The 15,246-nt window shown below is 47.6% G+C and carries 13 protein-coding genes and 16 tRNA genes; 28 read left to right on the forward strand and 1 reads right to left on the reverse strand.

The window, feature by feature from the left end; translation table 11 throughout:
• The first annotated feature begins 84 nt into the window (after positions 1-84).
• The 24 genes from ABU165_RS24780 to ABU165_RS24895 all read left to right on the forward strand — a co-directional run bounded on the left by ABU165_RS24780 (position 85) and on the right by ABU165_RS24895 (position 10,725).
• Positions 85-159, forward strand: a tRNA-Asn gene (locus ABU165_RS24780).
• 5 nt (positions 160-164) lie between these two features.
• Positions 165-257: transfer RNA gene (locus tag ABU165_RS24785), tRNA-Ser, on the forward strand.
• Between the two features lie 15 nt (positions 258-272).
• Positions 273-347 (forward strand) — tRNA-Glu (locus tag ABU165_RS24790).
• Between the two features lie 4 nt (positions 348-351).
• Positions 352-427: transfer RNA gene (locus tag ABU165_RS24795), tRNA-Val, on the forward strand.
• A 17-nt stretch (positions 428-444) separates the two neighbouring features.
• Positions 445-518 (forward strand) — tRNA-Met (locus tag ABU165_RS24800).
• A 145-nt stretch (positions 519-663) separates the two neighbouring features.
• Positions 664-739 (forward strand) — tRNA-Asp (locus ABU165_RS24805).
• 149 nt (positions 740-888) lie between these two features.
• Positions 889-964, forward strand: a tRNA-Phe gene (locus ABU165_RS24810).
• Between the two features lie 10 nt (positions 965-974).
• Positions 975-1,050 (forward strand) — tRNA-Thr (locus ABU165_RS24815).
• Between the two features lie 9 nt (positions 1,051-1,059).
• Positions 1,060-1,144 (forward strand) — tRNA-Tyr (locus tag ABU165_RS24820).
• Between the two features lie 7 nt (positions 1,145-1,151).
• Positions 1,152-1,225: transfer RNA gene (locus tag ABU165_RS24825), tRNA-Trp, on the forward strand.
• Between the two features lie 11 nt (positions 1,226-1,236).
• Positions 1,237-1,312, forward strand: a tRNA-His gene (locus tag ABU165_RS24830).
• Positions 1,313-1,353: 41 nt separating this feature from the next.
• Positions 1,354-1,428 (forward strand) — tRNA-Gln (locus ABU165_RS24835).
• A 3-nt stretch (positions 1,429-1,431) separates the two neighbouring features.
• A tRNA-Gly gene (locus ABU165_RS24840) sits at positions 1,432-1,506 on the forward strand.
• Positions 1,507-1,514: 8 nt separating this feature from the next.
• A tRNA-Cys gene (locus ABU165_RS24845) sits at positions 1,515-1,588 on the forward strand.
• Between the two features lie 45 nt (positions 1,589-1,633).
• Positions 1,634-1,715, forward strand: a tRNA-Leu gene (locus ABU165_RS24850).
• A 73-nt stretch (positions 1,716-1,788) separates the two neighbouring features.
• Positions 1,789-1,862, forward strand: a tRNA-Gly gene (locus ABU165_RS24855).
• A gap of 234 nt (positions 1,863-2,096) precedes the next feature.
• On the forward strand, positions 2,097-3,038 hold the full coding sequence (locus ABU165_RS24860; protein ID WP_148950915.1) for a carbohydrate ABC transporter permease: 942 nt from the start codon (positions 2,097-2,099) through the stop codon (positions 3,036-3,038).
• Positions 3,038-3,865: a carbohydrate ABC transporter permease gene (locus ABU165_RS24865; RefSeq protein ID WP_009794994.1), complete on the forward strand. Its 828-nt coding sequence runs from the start codon at positions 3,038-3,040 to the stop codon at positions 3,863-3,865. The genes ABU165_RS24860 and ABU165_RS24865 overlap by 1 nt, the downstream gene beginning before the upstream one ends.
• Positions 3,866-3,939: 74 nt before the next feature.
• Positions 3,940-5,223, forward strand: coding sequence for an ABC transporter substrate-binding protein (locus ABU165_RS24870; RefSeq protein ID WP_022543519.1), 1,284 nt, complete (start codon positions 3,940-3,942; stop codon positions 5,221-5,223).
• 137 nt (positions 5,224-5,360) lie between these two features.
• Positions 5,361-7,160, forward strand: coding sequence for a cache domain-containing sensor histidine kinase (locus ABU165_RS24875; RefSeq protein WP_318060180.1), 1,800 nt, complete (start codon positions 5,361-5,363; stop codon positions 7,158-7,160).
• The gene (locus ABU165_RS24880; protein WP_009794997.1) at positions 7,138-7,896 is read left to right on the forward strand and encodes a response regulator transcription factor; all 759 of its coding nucleotides are present in this window, start codon (positions 7,138-7,140) and stop codon (positions 7,894-7,896) included. Before ABU165_RS24875 ends, ABU165_RS24880 begins: the two co-directional genes overlap by 23 nt.
• An 11-nt stretch (positions 7,897-7,907) precedes the next feature.
• Complete coding sequence (locus ABU165_RS24885) at positions 7,908-8,642, forward strand: ThuA domain-containing protein (RefSeq protein ID WP_009794998.1); 735 nt, start codon at positions 7,908-7,910, stop codon at positions 8,640-8,642.
• 2 nt (positions 8,643-8,644) lie between these two features.
• Complete coding sequence (locus ABU165_RS24890; RefSeq protein WP_009794999.1) at positions 8,645-9,673, forward strand: Gfo/Idh/MocA family protein; 1,029 nt, start codon at positions 8,645-8,647, stop codon at positions 9,671-9,673.
• Between the two features lie 11 nt (positions 9,674-9,684).
• On the forward strand, positions 9,685-10,725 hold the full coding sequence (locus ABU165_RS24895; RefSeq protein ID WP_094770016.1) for a Gfo/Idh/MocA family protein: 1,041 nt from the start codon (positions 9,685-9,687) through the stop codon (positions 10,723-10,725).
• 92 nt (positions 10,726-10,817) lie between these two features.
• On the opposite strand, the gene ABU165_RS24900 is transcribed toward ABU165_RS24895, so the two are convergent.
• Complete coding sequence (locus tag ABU165_RS24900) at positions 10,818-11,483, reverse strand: B3/B4 domain-containing protein (RefSeq protein ID WP_311225851.1); 666 nt, start codon at positions 11,481-11,483, stop codon at positions 10,818-10,820.
• Positions 11,484-11,598: 115 nt separating this feature from the next.
• Between ABU165_RS24900 and queG the strand changes: the two genes are divergently transcribed.
• From queG to nfsA, 4 genes are all read left to right on the forward strand, one after another.
• Positions 11,599-12,729 carry a tRNA epoxyqueuosine(34) reductase QueG gene (gene queG, locus ABU165_RS24905; protein ID WP_009795002.1) on the forward strand — a complete coding sequence of 377 codons (1,131 nt, stop codon included), beginning with the start codon at positions 11,599-11,601 and terminating at the stop codon, positions 12,727-12,729.
• A 127-nt stretch (positions 12,730-12,856) separates the two neighbouring features.
• Positions 12,857-13,738 (forward strand): amidase domain-containing protein, encoded by an 882-nt coding sequence (locus tag ABU165_RS24910; protein WP_022543521.1) that lies wholly within the window; start codon positions 12,857-12,859, stop codon positions 13,736-13,738.
• Between the two features lie 107 nt (positions 13,739-13,845).
• Positions 13,846-14,319, forward strand: coding sequence for a tRNA (uridine(34)/cytosine(34)/5-carboxymethylaminomethyluridine(34)-2'-O)-methyltransferase TrmL (trmL, locus tag ABU165_RS24915; protein ID WP_022543522.1), 474 nt, complete (start codon positions 13,846-13,848; stop codon positions 14,317-14,319).
• Between the two features lie 135 nt (positions 14,320-14,454).
• Positions 14,455-15,204, forward strand: coding sequence for an oxygen-insensitive NADPH nitroreductase (nfsA, locus tag ABU165_RS24920; RefSeq protein WP_094770014.1), 750 nt, complete (start codon positions 14,455-14,457; stop codon positions 15,202-15,204).
• The last annotated feature ends 42 nt before the right edge of the window (positions 15,205-15,246 follow it).

Below are 15,246 nucleotides of genomic sequence, written 5' to 3' on the forward strand. Positions count from 1 at the left end.
CTTCTCAGCGCCGATGGTAGTTGGAGGTTCTCCTCCTGTGAGAGTAGGACGCTGCCGGGCGAAAGTATTCTAATATACTATCATTCCGCAGTAGCTCAGTGGTAGAGCATTCGGCTGTTAACCGAACGGTCGTAGGTTCGAATCCTACCTGCGGAGCCAATTATGGAGAGCTGTCCGAGTGGCCGAAGGAGCACGATTGGAAATCGTGTAGGCGGTTTATAGCTGTCTCAAGGGTTCAAATCCCTTGCTCTCCGCCATTTAAATTATATAATGGCCCCTTGGTCAAGCGGTTAAGACACCGCCCTTTCACGGCGGTAACACGGGTTCGAATCCCGTAGGGGTCACCATTTCGGAGGATTAGCTCAGCTGGGAGAGCATCTGCCTTACAAGCAGAGGGTCGGCGGTTCGATCCCGTCATCCTCCACCATTATAACTTTTTATTGTCGCGGGGTGGAGCAGTCCGGTAGCTCGTCGGGCTCATAACCCGAAGGTCGCAGGTTCAAATCCTGCCCCCGCAATCTGGTCCTGTGGTGTAGCGACGAGCGACACTGCAATGAATATGCTGCGAGTTGCCTCAACGGATTTGCTTCCTTGAGTCATCTGGAAGAGGAAGAGTCAGTCCTGCAGGCTTCTCGGGCATAATCAAGACCCAAATTTATAAATGGTCCCGTGGTGTAGCGGTTAACATGCCTGCCTGTCACGCAGGAGATCGCGGGTTCGATTCCCGTCGGGACCGCCATTTAAATTTAATTAGGCTCAGTAGCTCAGTCGGTAGAGCAGATTGCTACCTTCATTGAACAGCTTCTGCGGCAATCTGTGAGGAAGTTCGTAAGAACTGACGAACAAAGGACTTAAAGTATAAAAGGTTTTGGATGAAAATTTTATTATGGCTCAGTAGCTCAGTCGGTAGAGCAAAGGACTGAAAATCCTTGTGTCGGCGGTTCGATTCCGTCCTGAGCCACCATTGTTTGTAAGCCGGTTTAGCTCAATTGGTAGAGCAACTGACTTGTAATCAGTAGGTTGGGGGTTCAAGTCCTCTAGCCGGCACCACCTTAACGTGGAGGGGTAGCGAAGTGGCTAAACGCGGCGGACTGTAAATCCGCTCCCTCAGGGTTCGGCGGTTCGAATCCGTCCCCCTCCACCATTCATACAGGGGTATAGTTTAAAGGTAGAACAGAGGTCTCCAAAACCTCCAGTGTGGGTTCGATTCCTACTACCCCTGCCAATTTTATTATGGCGATTGTGGCGAAGTGGTTAACGCATCGGATTGTGGTTCCGACATTCGTGGGTTCGATTCCCATCAGTCGCCCCATTTTTTAATCACAATATTGCATTCTATGCATATCATATTATTGGGCTATAGCCAAGCGGTAAGGCAACGGACTTTGACTCCGTCATGCGTTGGTTCGAATCCAGCTAGCCCAGCCATTTGCGGAAGTAGTTCAGTGGTAGAACATCACCTTGCCAAGGTGGGGGTCGCGGGTTCGAATCCCGTCTTCCGCTCCAAACGTTCTGGCGGCATAGCCAAGAGGTAAGGCAGAGGTCTGCAAAACCTTTATCACCGGTTCGATTCCGGTTGCCGCCTCCATTCCAATTACAGGAAATGGAGAATGAACGATAAATTAAATGATATGCCGGTGTGGCGGAATTGGCAGACGCGCACGACTCAAAATCGTGTTCCTTCTGGAGTGCCGGTTCGACCCCGGCCACCGGTATCATTTTCTTTTTATACAGGGTTTCCTGTTTTTATTTTTGAAAAGGCATCGACAAATTTCAGCAATTTTCGATGCGGGTGTAGTTTAATGGTAAAACCTCAGCCTTCCAAGCTGATGTCGTGGGTTCGATTCCCATCACCCGCTCCATACATAATTTCATCAACGCAGTGTTTCGTTTCCAGAAAACGAAGCATTGCGTTTTTTCTTTGTCTTGATCCCGATAAGGCATGACCCGTGGGTTACGGTAAGATGGCAGCCAGTCTTTCTTCTCTATGAAGAAGTCAAAATTTTCCCCCTCTTTTGGTCAATTATGTTGCCCCTTTTTATTTGATAGCCTCCTATAATAAAAGAAAGCGATTACAAAAGGCGGTGAGAGTAAAATTGGATGCAAAAACAGAGTTGGCTCCCATAAAGGCGGACGCTGTAACAAAGAAAACAAGCAAAAGAAAAGCACGTCTTCGAAGTGTATTAATTTATGCGGCTTTTACCGGACCGGCCATTATATTCTTTGTCCTTATTCAGGTGATACCATTCCTTATGGGTTTATATTATTCCTTTACCTCATGGAATGGTGTAAGCTCAGCTGTCGAATGGGTCGGGCTGGAAAACTATATCAAAATTTTCAAGGATGATCCGAACTTTTTCCAATCTTTCTTGTTTACAACCAAGTTCATGCTGGCCTCAGTGGTTATCAGCAATTTAATTGGATTTGGACTTGCCCTGCTACTTAACGCGGCCTTGAAGACACGGAATATTCTCAGAACCGTCTTCTTTATACCGAATGTAATTGGAGGACTGCTGCTTGGGTTCATCTGGCAGTTTATCTTTGTCAAAGCGTTTGCTTCCATCGGAAATTTGACTGGCCTGGCGTTTTTCAAGCTTGCCTGGCTGGGGGATGAGACTACAGCATTTTGGGGAATTGTCATTGTGTTTGCATGGCAGGTGAGCGGCTATATGATGGTGATTTATATCGCAGCCCTGCAGGGAGTGGACCATTCCCTTCTTGAGGCGGCAAGGATTGACGGGGCTTCAAACTGGACGCTTCTTACCCGCATCATTATGCCGCTGATCATTCCGGCTTTCACTATTTGTTTCTTTTTGACTATATCAATGGCCTTTAAGATCTTTGATTTAAATCTTTCTCTTACAAATGGGGGACCGTTTAATTCAACACAGTCTGTAGCCATCAACATTTATCAGGAGGCTTTCCAAAATAACCGCTATGGTCTCGGGACGGCCAAATCGATTCTTTTCTTTCTGATTGTCGCCGTGTTTACATCGGTTCAGGTAATTATGACGAAAAGGAAGGAGGTTGAAGCCTGATGAATCGCAAGTATACAGGAAGGACGTTTCTGCTGGAGATAATCGGCATCATTCTTGGGCTGATTTTTCTGATCCCCTTCTATTTTGTGGCGGTTAATTCAGTCAAAAGCTTTGCTGAAATCTTATTGGATGCAGCTGCTTTTCCAAAGGAAGTGTTATTTGCTAATTATTCGAAGGTTTGGGAAATCATTAATTTTCCGAGGGCATTCTGGAATTCACTGATCATTACTGTGCTCAGCAATATTGGCCTGGTAATCATCAGTTCAATGGCTGCATGGAAAATGGTGAGGACTCCCGGGCGCTTCAGCAAGATTCTGTTTATCCTTTTTGTCTCAGCAATGGTCATTCCCTTTCAGACGGTTATGATCCCGCTTATGAAGCTCGGAGGCGCCCTGAATATGACGAACAGCATTCCCGGACTGATTATGATGTATTTCGGGTTTGGCGTTCCTCTTTCCCTGTTCCTTTACCATGGATTTGTCAAAACGGTTCCAAGGGAGATAGAAGAGTCGGCGCTGATTGATGGGTGCAGCCAGTTCGGGGTTTTTTGGAGGATCGTTTTCCCGCTTTTAAAGCCGATTACAGTGACGGTTGTCATCCTTAATACCTTATGGATCTGGAACGATTTCCTTCTTCCGCTCCTGGTGCTGCAGGATGCCGAGCTGAGAACAATCCCGCTCGCCACCAGCTCCTTCTTTGCCCAATATACAAAACAGTGGGATATGGGCCTGGCAGCGCTTGTACTTGGCATTACGCCGGTCATCATCTTCTTCCTGTTCCTGCAGAAGCATATTATTAAAGGCATAGCATCAGGCTCCATCAAATAGATATCAAATTTTAGCGGCGGCTAGAATGTACCGCTAAAATGATATATAAATAGAATTCAAGGAGGTCAATGACAATGAAACGCTTATTGCTTATTTGCCTGTCCCTGCTTTTCACATTCGGGATTTTGGCCGGCTGTTCGTCAGGAAGCACTTCTGGAACTGATGATAAAGAGGGGACAAAGGATACCGGGGAAGAGACGGTTACTCTCAACCTGTTCCAATTTAAAGTTGAAATTGCCGACCAGCTTCAGGAGATGATCACTGAGTTCGAAGCCGAGCATCCCAATATCAAAGTAAAGCTGGAAACTGTTGGCGGCGGTGCCGATTACGGTGCTGCGCTGAAAGCGAAATTTGCTTCTGGCGAACAGCCGGATATTTTCAACAATGGCGGCTTTAAAGAACTGGAACTGTGGAAGGAGCATCTGGCCGACCTATCCAATGAGCCATGGGTTGAGCATCTTCTCCCGATCGGCAAAGTGCCGATGACAGATACAGACGGCAAGCTTTATGGCATGCCGGTCAACCTTGAAGGATACGGATTTGTCTATAATAAAGATTTGTTTGAGAAAGCAGGCATTAAGGAGCCTCCGGCCAATATTACAGAGCTCAAGGATGCTGCTGAGAAACTGAAGGACAGCGGCACTACACCTTTCTCAGCCGGATATGGGGAATGGTGGGTCATCGGGCAGCACTTGCTGAATATCCCTTTTGCCCAACAGGAAGATCCTATTGCCTTTATTGAAGGACTTTATGATGGTACAGAGAAGTTTACAGATAATGAGCAATTCAAGCAGTTTAAAGAAGTGCTTGATACAGAAATCAATTTTGGAAATGATAATCCATTGACCACTGACTATAACACGCAGGTCACCCAATTTGCCGCAGGCCAGACTGCCATGCTGCAGCAGGGGAACTGGACTGAAAATATGATCTATGAGGTTAATCCTGATATGAATATGGGCTTTTTGCCGATTCCGATCTCAGATGACAAAAATGCTGACCGCCTCCCTGTTGGGGTCCCGAATAACTGGGTTCTGAATAAGAATTCCGAGCACCTGGATGAAGCTAAATTGTTCCTGGAATGGATGGTATCTTCTGATACAGGTAAACGCTATTTAACCGAGGAATTTGCTTTCATCCCTGCTTTTGACAATATTGAGGCATCAGGTCTTGGCGATCTTGGCCAGTCAATCCTTGAGTACTCCAAAGAAGAGAAAACAATTCCGTGGACATGGTTCAGATGGCCGGATGGAGCGAACAAGGAATTCGCCGCTAGCATCCAGGAATATGCTGCAGGTAAAATTGATTATGATACTCTGCTAGAGAGGTTCCAGAAAACCTGGGATAACTTAAAGTAAAGCAGAGATCACTGCCAGGATAAAAAGCATGTCTGCAACAGGGCATGCTTTTTATTTTCCATAAATGAAAAAATCTTCAGCATGTCTCACCCTGTCCCATATATACTTACATTATCAGGGCCTGGGGAGGACTATTTATGATTAAGAACAGTATCCGCAATAAACTGATCGTCCTGCTGCTGCTGATCACAATCATTCCTTTCGGCACATCGATTATCATTACCTACTTCCATACGAAGGAGTTTTTGAAAAATCAGGCTGTAGAGGAAAACAGCAAGCTTCTCTATCAGGGCAAAATCAACCTGGAGAGCTATATGAATGAGCTGAATGGATTGACATTGTCTCTGTACAATAATCCCGGCTTCTTAAATTTCCTGAGGTCTTCTAAAGATGAGGACAATTATTTAACAATCGGGATCATGAAAAATGTGGTCCAAACCATCCTTTATGCCGGGGATACCATTAACAGGGTCCAAATAGCCTTTGCAGACGAAGACAGGGTCATCTCCGCTTCCAGGAGGTCTACAGTCGTCTTCATGAAAGGAAGGAGCGCCAAAAGCGCAGAGGCCTTCAATAGAGCCAGGGACAGCTCCTCGCATATGTATATTGAACCGCTGATGGAACAGACGAATTCCCGGAATATCATGGCAGTGCATCGTGCGTTTACAAATATTCCATCAGACAATGTGCTGGCCTACATTACTCTTGAGATCGCTCCGGATGACATCGTGAATCTCAGCAGGAATCTTTATACTCCGGGAAGCGAGGAATTTTATATTGTATCTCAGGATGGCCTTCTCATTTATAGCTCTGACAAGGATGCTGCAAGCGGACAGGTGCCCGAAAAATGGGTGGATGCCATTGTGAGTTCAGGAAATAAGGCGGGGACACTTGAATGGAAGAAAGATGATTTCAGCGGCATGATGATTTACGAGCAGATGGAAGAAAGTGCGGGCGGCTGGTTCCTCGTGAAGCGGGTCCCGGATACAACTTTGTATGAAAGCGCTTTTAGCGTTGCGAAAATCAACATCCTTTTCGGCATTATCGGGTTAACGCTGGTTATCCTTGCCACCTTATTCGTTTCTTTTAGAATCACCTCCCCGATCCGGGTGCTGCTGAGGAGCATCAGACAGGTAGAGCGGGGGGACATGAATGTTGAATATGATTCATTCGGGAAGGATGAAATCGGCATCCTTGGAATGAGGTTCAATGAGATGATCGAGAAAATAAACCATCTCATCAACAGGGAATATAAGCTGGAGATTGAGAATAAAACCAATCAGCTGAAGGTGCTCCAGTCGCAGATCAACCCGCATTTCCTGTACAATGCCCTCCAGTCGATCGGAACGGTTGCCTTGAAAAACAAAGTTCCCCAGATTTATACCCTGATTACCCATCTTTCAAAAATCATGAGGTACGGGATGGACATGGAGGAGGACCGGGTGCCGCTGATAAAAGAGATTAATTATACAAAGGCCTTCCTGCTCCTGCAGAAAGAGCGGTTTGGCGAAAAGTTTATCTACAGGATTGATGCAGGTGAAGAGGTCTCATCTGTCAAAGTTCCTAAAATGCTGCTGCAGCCGGTCATTGAGAATTATTTTAAGCATGGATTTACTCCGGGTGAAGGGACAGGCGAGCTGAATATCGAATGTAATAAAGACAGCGGATTTCTATGCATAGATATAAGTGATAATGGCGGAGGCGCAGATGATGGCAGGCTGGGGGATATATGGCGCTGTATTAAAGGCGGGCCGCTTGAGGCCAAAGGGGACAGCACGAGCATCGGGCTTAGGAATGTGTATGGACGGCTGATGCTTTATTACGGAGAAGAAGCAATCCTGCAGCTTGGAAATCGTGGAGGCAAAGGCTTTATCGTTTCCATGAAGCTTCCGCTGCACCCGGGGGGCGAAGTGGATGAAGGCAATCATCATCGATGATGAAAAGCATGTCAGGGAAGGGCTTCTTATGCTTGCAGAATGGGAAAAGCATGGAATCAGCTCCATCTTTGAGGCAGAGGACGGGGAAGAGGCTATCAGACTGATCGGCGAAGTGCAGCCTGATATTATTTTTACCGATATGAATATGCCGAGGTGTGACGGCATCAGCCTTTTGAAGTGGATCCATGGTTCCCAATGCCAGGGGAAAACGATCGTTGTCAGCGGCTATGATGACTACGAGTATATGAGGAACGCCATCTATTATAAAAGCTTTGATTATATCTTAAAGCCGATTGATCCGGAACTGCTGAATGAAACGCTCGAAAGGGCAGTCAATGACCTTGCAGCTTCACGTTTGACAGGGGAGGCCTTTAGAGAGCCCAGGGAAAGCAAAGCAGCCCAGAAAGAGAACAATAACATCAAGCAAATCGAAGAGTTTCTGGTGCAGAATTATCATCTTGATATCACACTGCAGGATATCGCTGACCGTTTTTATTTGAGCAGAGAGTATATATCCAGGAAATTCAAACAGGATTTCCAGGCAACCATTACAGATTATTTGACCAATATCCGGATGGAAAAGGCAAAGGAGCTGCTTGGCAGCCCATCTTTGAAAATTTACGAGATTGCCTATCAGGTTGGATACCAGAATGAAAAATATTTCAGCAAGGTTTTTAAAAAGCTGACCGGCTATACACCGAATGAATATCGGAATCTGCCGCCGGGCAGCAGATAGGAGGAAGAACAATGGCAAAAGTGACGGTATGGAATGAAAATCAGCATGAGCAAAAAAATGCGGAAGTGAGGGCCGTTTATCCTGATGGGATACACGGAGCGATTGCCTCCTTTTTGGAAGGTGAGTCCTTTGAAGTAAGGACAGCGACGCTTGATGACGATGAATGCGGATTAACCCGGGAGGTTCTGGAAGATACAGATGTACTGATCTGGTGGGGGCATATCGCCCACGATGCGGTCCCGGATGAAATTGTTGACAGGGTGAAACAGCGGGTGCTGGACGGCATGGGGCTGATCGTCCTTCATTCAGGCCATTTTTCAAAAATATTTAAATCATTAATGGGAACTTCCTGTGATTTGAAATGGCGGGAAGCAGACGAAAAGGAACGGATCTGGGTCGTGGATCCGAGCCATCCGATTGCGGAAGGGCTGGGGGAGTATATCGAATTGGAGCGGGAGGAAATGTACGGTGAGCATTTTGATATCCCTGCTCCGGACCAGCTCGTGATGGTCAGCTGGTTCGAGGGCGGAGAAGTGTTCCGGAGCGGCTGCACCTATCAGCGCGGGAAAGGAAAAGTATTCTATTTCCGGCCTGGGCATGAAACCTATCCGACTTATTTTAACAAAGATGTTCAAAAGGTCATCATTAATGCTGTCAGGTGGGCAGAAGGATCCCGTCAGCCTGAGGTGAAGTATGGGAATGCTAAGCCGCTGGAGCATATAAAAGGGAAGAACGGGGAGGGGTAAGGATGGAACAGATTAAGATTGGGGTCATCGGGTGCGGCAGCATCGCCAAGCACAGGCATCTGCCGGAATATCACCTGAACGGCAGGGCTGAAATCATGGCTGTCTGTGATATTGTGGAGGAAAGGGCGATGGATATGGCTGCCCTGTATCATGCTGAAGCATATACCAGCTATGAGGATCTGCTGGAAAATCCGGAAATCGATGCAGTGAGCGTGTGCACACCGAATTATCTGCATGCCCCCATCTCCATAGCCGCCCTGAAGGCAGGTAAGCATGTTCTTTGTGAAAAGCCGATGGCTGTGTCGGTGGAGGAAGCGGAGAGCATGATAGAAGCGGCAAGGAAATATGGGAAAAAGCTTATGATCGGCCATAATCAGCGGTTTGTGCCTTCCCATCAGAAAGCCCGTGCGTTTATAGCGAGCGGGGAAGCGGGCAAGGTATACAGCTTCAGAACCGCTTTTGGGCATGGCGGACCAGAGGGCTGGAGTGCGGATGGGAAGGACAGCTGGTTTTTCCGGAAAAGCGAGGCGTTTATTGGGGCGATGGGAGACCTTGGAGTACATAAAGCCGACCTGATCCGCTATTTGCTGGGAGAGGAGATCACACAGGCCGGCGCTTTTGTGGAAGCAAGCTCAAAGGAAAACAGCGATGTGGACGATACAGCTGTCTGCATTTTAAAAACGGAAAGCGGTGTGATCGGAACCCTGGCAGCCAGCTGGTCCTACGTATCAAAAGAAGATAATTCAACTATCATCTATGCTGAGAATGCGATCCTCAGGCTTGAGGACGACCCTGTCAATTCTCTCGTCATCCAGTACAAGAACGGAGAAACACTGAAATATGAGCTTGGCGGCATTCAGACGAATGAAGAAGGAAAGCAGACGCAGTCCCATGTTATCAGTACATTCATTGACAGTATTGCGGAAGACAAAGAGCCTCCAGTGAGCGGGGAAGAGGGACTGAAATCCTTAAGGGTTGTCCTTGCTGCGCTGGAGTCGGGCCAGTCCGGGAAAATAGTGAGATTGCCTTAAGGGGGGATTGTATGGAAAAGCTGCGTGTTGGAATTATCGGAGCCGGCGGGATTGCGCAGAGCCGCCATATCCCCGCACTGCTGACATTATCAGAGCTGGCCTCTGTTGAAGCAATCTGTGATATCCATGAAGAGACTGCCAGGCTTACAGCAGAGAAATTCGGGGTGCCTCACGCCTTTGGGGATTATCAGGATATGCTGGAGATTGTGGACGCTGTTGTGATTTGCACACCCAACCGATATCATGCCGAAATCTCTGTGGCAGCATTGAAAGCAGGAAAGCATGTTCTCTGTGAAAAGCCCATGGCAATGACTGCAGAAGAATGCGAAGAAATGATTAAGGCCTCTAAGAAATCAGGCAAACAGCTGGCGATTGCCTATCATTATCGGTTTATGAAAGAAGCAAGGGCTGCTAAAAAGGTCATAGAGGAAAACGAAATCGGCCAGCCGATCGTTGCCCGGGCAAAGGCACTGAGAAGAAGGAAGGTTCCGGGCTGGGGCGTTTTTACCAATAAAGAGCTGCAGGGAGGAGGCGCCATGATTGACTATGGCTGCCATTTCCTTGATCTTGCTTTATGGCTGCTCGGCAGCCCGGAACCTGTTGAGGTAACGGGCACAGCCTACAATCAACTCAGCAGGATGGAAGACCAGGTGAATCTTTGGGGAGATTATGATCATCAAACCATTGAAGTCGAGGACCATGTGACAGCCTATATCCGCTTTGCGAATGGCGCCTCCCTCCTGTTCGAGACTTCCTGGATGGCCAATATCAAAAATGATGAAGAAAGCCTTGGCATTTCCGGGCTTACCGGAGGAATTGATGTATTTCCATTCCAGCTGAACCAGCTGAAAAATGGGATGCTCCTGAATAGTGAGGCAGAGTGGCTTCCCGGGGAGGAGGATCCCGGCATACCGCAGGCAAGGAATTTTCTCAATAGCTGTCTGGGAAAAGAACAGCTTATTGTTAAGCCGGAAGAGGCCCTGCGTGTATCGAAGATCATTGATGCCATCTATAAAAGCAGTGAAACAGGCAAAAGCATTGTCCTGGAATGAGGAGGATGCGGCATCATATTCTGGACATGACTGCCAGCTGATGGATGCCAAATGAGAAAAAAGCAGATGCATGTTAATGCCTCTGCTTTTTCTTATCCAACAATACAGAATTCCCCTTCTCCTCCATGAACCTGCAAAAACATCCCCATAAGGGATTCCGCCAATCTGGCACAGCTGTCTTTTTCAAGAGATGGCCTGAAATAGATGATCTGTACAGCTTCAGTTGTTTCCTCTGTAACAGGCGCACGATTGGAGTCGACAAACGGGCTGCCGAATGGACCGTTATGATCTTCGGTGATAATGAGGTTCTCAAGTGAATTCGGCCTGCCGTTCAAGCCCGTATATTCTTCTCCTTCATGCCCCAGACGAAAACGGACATTTCCTTCCAGCTTGCTTTTATCATAGATGCCGATAGGAGACTGATATTCCAGCGAGAAAAAATTATTCAGATCCGCGGCACTGTTCACGGTGGAAAGGTAATTCTGCTTCTTGATCCTCCTGAATAGGGCCTCTGCTGAGTGGCGGTAGCGGTTCGGATCTTTTCCCGCCTGCTTGAACACCTGCCTCCATTCCTGGATTCCTTCGAATTCTGTCACATTCTTATGCTCGAGCTCAAAGAAAATTGACTCCTGGAACAGCTGCAGCCGCCCTTTCAGCATCTGCGGGGAATCTCCGACGACAATATTCTCATACTGAATGATGCCGACCTTGAAACCCGGCACCTTCTGCCTTAAATCAGACGATATACTGATTTCCAAACCTTTCACCTCCAAAAATCCTTTAAAATAGTTTATCATAGAAAGGATGCGAATAAATATCTTGGCGATTTGCCTTTTTATATACAAAACACAATGGTGAAAGGAGCGGGAGGATATGAACTACTCAGAGCTTAAACAGGATATCATCGATTACAGCAAAACGATCGGCATTGATAAGATCGGATTCGCCTCTGCCAGCACTTTCGGGGAGATGAAGAGCAGGCTCATCAGACAGCAGGAGCTTGATTACCAATCAGGCTTTGAAGAGCCTGATATTGATAAAAGGACAGAACCGGCCCTATTGCTAGATGAGCCGATGTCCATCATTTCCATTGCCCTTGCTTATCCTTCAAAGATGAAGACCCGCGTTGTCAGCAAAAGGGGTGAGCGGCGCGGCATTTTCTGCCGGGCCTCCTGGGGGACGGACTATCATACTGTTTTGCGGGACCGGCTCGGGAAGCTTGAGGCATATATACGTGAAAGGCTGCCTGAGGCGAGGCTCAAATCAATGGTCGATACAGGCGAGCTTGTGGACCGGGCGGTCGCTGAAAGGGCCGGTATTGGGTGGAGCGGCAAAAATTGTTCCATCATTACGCCAGAATTCGGCTCTTACGTATATTTGGGAGAAATGATCACAAATCTTCCACTCGAGCCGGATGAACCAATCGAAGACGGGTGCGGTTCGTGCAATCTTTGCGTCGATGTCTGCCCGACAGGCGCGCTTGTCGGCGGCGGCCAGCTGGATTCCAAGCGCTGCATCGCCTTCCTGACACAGACAAAGGGCTTTCTTGAGGAAGAATTCAGGGTGAAAATCGGCAACAGGCTTTATGGCTGTGATACATGCCAGACAGTCTGCCCGAAAAATAAGGGCATGGATTTTCATTTCCATGAAGAAATGGAGCCGGATCCTGAAATTGCCAAACCGCTGTTAAAGCCTCTGCTTCATATGAGCAACAGGGAGTTTAAGGATAAGTTCGGCCATGTATCGGGGTCATGGAGAGGCAAGAAGCCGATTCAGCGGAATGCCATCATTGCCCTGGCCCATTACAAGGATGAATCAGCTGTGGATGATCTGATCCAAGTGATGGTATCGGATCCAAGGCCGGTTATAAAGGGAACGGCTGCCTGGGCACTCGGGAAGATCGGCGGGCTGAAGGCAAGGGAAGCGGTCGAGGCTGCCCTTGTAAAGGAGACGGACGAAGAAGTGCGCAGGGAAATGGAAAACAGCTTATATATGTTCAGCTAAAGAGAGGGGAGCCTCTCTTTTTTTCATATAAGAAAATAGATACCCTCCGGCATATAGGCTGTGATCTATTTTAAGAAATGATTCGGCATTTTCTTTCATATGAATGAATGATGGGAGGAATGCATATATGAAAAAACAGCTTCAGGAGCTGCTGGAGCAGAGGGTTCAGCAGTGTGTGTCCCATTCCCGCAATGACTTTCGCACTTGCCCGAAAATTGAAAGGAAAAAGGATATTCTCTCAAGAAGAGCCGGGGAAATTGTTAAAGCGAAAGCTTCAGGGAAGATTATTGAAAAAGCAGGACAGGATGCAGATGAACTCAGCACTGTCCATTATCATGTCCACTTTCAATATTTGATAAAGGATAAGGACGGATTGTATCTGGAGGAGGAAGTCGAGCAGCGTGAGGCTGAATTTTATAAAGGGGTGCTGGTCGGCGATGGTGAAAAGAATCCGTTCCTTCATTTGGAAGAGCCGGCAGCACTTCCGGCGGAGCCTGCTGCTGATGGGGAAAGGGCGGGATTCAGATATGACCGCCTGAAGGCTGTCCAGTATGCGGAAAGATGGTGGAATGACTATAACCCTGCCTATAAGAAGTTCGAGGTTGACTGCACGAATTATATTTCGCAGTGCCTCCATGCTGGTGAAGCGCCTATGAGGGGCTATCCGAACCGTTCAAAGGGCTGGTGGATGAGGAGCGATAATTGGAGCTACAGCTGGACGGTCGCCAACTCGCTGCGCTGGTATCTGCCGGGCTCCCGTACAGGGCTGAAGGGAAAGGAGGTAGGCAGTGCAGAGCTATTGCAGCCGGGCGATGTGATCTGCTATGACTTCCAGGGCGATGGCCGCTTTGACCATACGACAATCGTGACAGCCAAGCAGAGCGATGGGACACCGCTTGTCAACGCCCATACCTTTAACAGCCGGATGCGCAACTGGGCATACGAAGATTCAACCGCCTATACACCAAATATTAAATACAAGTTCATCAGCATCGATGATGAATCCTGACCTGGTTGTATGAGAGATAAAGAGTGGTATAATAGCTGGTAGAGTTTTTTTGAGTATGGGGGATAATATACTCCGCAGATAAAGTTTCACTTGATGAGGTGATGGACGTGGCAATACATGTAGTACTATACCAGCCGGAAATCCCGGCCAATACGGGCAATATCGCCCGTACCTGTGCAGCGACAGATACAACCCTGCACCTGATCAGGCCCCTTGGATTTTCCACTGATGACAAAATGCTCAAACGGGCAGGGCTTGACTATTGGCAGCATGTAACAATCCTTTATTATGATTCATTGGATGAGTTTTATGAAAAAAATGCCGGCGGCGAATTCTTCTATTTAACCAAATTCGGGCAGAAGCCGTATACAAGCTTTGAATACAGCGACAAGGAAAAAGATTATTATTTCATTTTCGGCAAAGAAACGACAGGTCTTCCGGCAGAGGTCAAGGAAAATAACAAGGACCGCGCCCTCCGCATTCCGATGACTGGCAATGTGCGGTCATTGAATCTGTCCAACACGGCTGCCATTCTTATTTACGAAGCACTGAGGCAGCAGGATTACCGGCATTTAACATAAAGGATCGAGGCCATATCCAGGGGGATGTGGCCTTCTTTTTTTGCAGCTTAAGATGGGAAGGCGCCGAGCAGTCATTTATGATATTGTACCTGGATTAGGTTAAAATGAAGATATTCACTTGAGGAGGTACATACCATGAACGAAACGGTAGAAACAATACTGGCCCACCGGTCAATCAGAAAATTTGAGGAAAGGGAGCTTACGAGGGAACAGGTGGAAACGATTGTATCCTGTGCCCAGGCCGCTTCCAGCTCAAGCTTCATTCAGGCATACACCATCATCGGCATAACTGATCCAGAAAAGAAACAGAAGCTGTCTGAATTGGCGGGAAACCAGTCCTATGTAGCGCATAACGGGCACTTCTTCGTTTTCTGTGCGGACCTGAACCGCCATCATGTCCTTTCTGAAATGGAAGGGAAGGATTTAAGCGAGTCCCTTGAAAGCACGGAAAAATTCATGGTTGCGATGATTGACGCTGCACTCGCGGCCCAGAATGCAACAGTCGCCGCAGAATCAATGGGCCTTGGCGTCTGCTATATCGGCGGCATCCGCAATCAGCTTGAGGAAGCTGCCAAGGTGCTGGGTACACCAGAAAGGGTCATCCCCCTCTTTGGCCTGAGCGTAGGGTATCCGGCCCAGGATCCCGACAAAAAGCCAAGGCTTCCTTTAGAGCATGTCTATCACGAAAATGGCTACCAGCAGGATCATGAAAAGTATAAACAGCAGCTCGAGGATTATAATCAAACGGTGTCAGCTTATTATGCCGAACGCACGCAAAACATGAGGAAAGACACCTGGACCGGCCAGATGGCAGCTATGCTCGAAAAGCCGGTGAGGATGTATATGAAGGATTTTGTGAATAAGAATAAGCTGGATTTGAAGTGATTGCAGGGAGTGGCTGCAGGATTGGCTTATGGGATACATGTG

It is taken from the genome of Cytobacillus sp. T106, from assembly GCF_040492155.1.
Lineage (GTDB): Bacteria > Bacillota > Bacilli > Bacillales > Cytobacillaceae > Bacillus_AB > Bacillus_AB infantis.